This window comes from Shewanella sp. SM32 (assembly GCF_025654235.1).
Classification (GTDB): Bacteria; Pseudomonadota; Gammaproteobacteria; order Enterobacterales; family Shewanellaceae; genus Shewanella; species Shewanella oncorhynchi.
In genome coordinates this window covers 1-1,011 of the sequence record NZ_JAKKRO010000171.1, presented here as the reverse complement: position 1 = coordinate 1,011, position 1,011 = coordinate 1, and the positions used below count along the sequence as shown (strand labels likewise).

Sequence of the window (1,011 nt, the reverse complement as noted above, 5' to 3'; positions counted from 1 at the left end):
TATACCCGTGATCAATGAAGATGCTTGATTTTCAGTGAAATGAGGATCAAGCTAACGATTATGAAACTACTCCTTACTCCTGAACAAAAACAAGTCCTAGAGACCCAGCATGCTCAAACGCGTGACGGGCGTATTCGTGACCGCATCAAAGCAGTACTGCTTGCATCCGAAGGCTGGACCCCGGCAATGATTTCTCAAGCATTACGCATTCATGAAAGCACTGTACGTAATCACCTTGCCGATTACACCTTGTCAGAGAAGCTCAAGCCTGAAAATGGCGGTTCACAAAGCCTGTTAACTGCAGAGCAAATCGCAGAATTAATTATGCACAAATGGCTTCGCAAAAACGGCTTTAGCTACAAGAAGCCCAAAGGCGTACCGCATAAGTTTGATACGGCAAAGCAACAGGCTTTTGTTGAGGCTTATGAGGCACTCAAAGCGCATTGCGGTGAGGATGAGCGCATTTTATTTATGGATGCCGTACATCCGACTCAGGCAACCAAAATCTCACACGGCTGGATACGAACTGGGCAAGACAAAGCCATAGAAACCACCGGCAGTCGTACACGGCTAAACCTGATTGGCGCGTTGGAGCTCAATAATATTGCCAGTGCAGTGGTCAATGAATATGAATGGGTAAACAGCGAAAGCATAGTGCAGTTTTTCGGGCAATTAAGAGACAAATACCCACAAACTCAGAAGCTACATCTTATTTTGGATGGTGCTGGTTATCACCGAGCGGCGATAGTGAAGAATGCTGCAATTTCGCACAATATTGAGTTGCATTATTTACCGCCTTACAGCCCGAACCTCAATCCGATAGAAAGACTGTGGAAGGTCATGAATGAGCACGCGAGGAACAGCGTGTACTTCAAAAATAAGCGAGATTTCAGGTCCGCACTGGATAAATTTTTCAAAGAAACATTACCCGATATTGGTGAAAGTTTAGCGTCGCGGATCAATGATAATTTTCAGCTCTTTACCCACGCATCTTCAGGTTGATTGGGTATA

General features: G+C 45.0%; 1 protein-coding gene. It reads left to right on the top strand.

The window, feature by feature from the left end; all coding sequences use genetic code 11:
* Positions 1-60 precede the first annotated feature (60 nt).
* Positions 61-1,002: an IS630 family transposase gene (locus tag L5M10_RS24020; RefSeq protein WP_263256109.1), complete on the top strand. Its 942-nt coding sequence runs from the start codon at positions 61-63 to the stop codon at positions 1,000-1,002.
* The last annotated feature ends 9 nt before the right edge of the window (positions 1,003-1,011 follow it).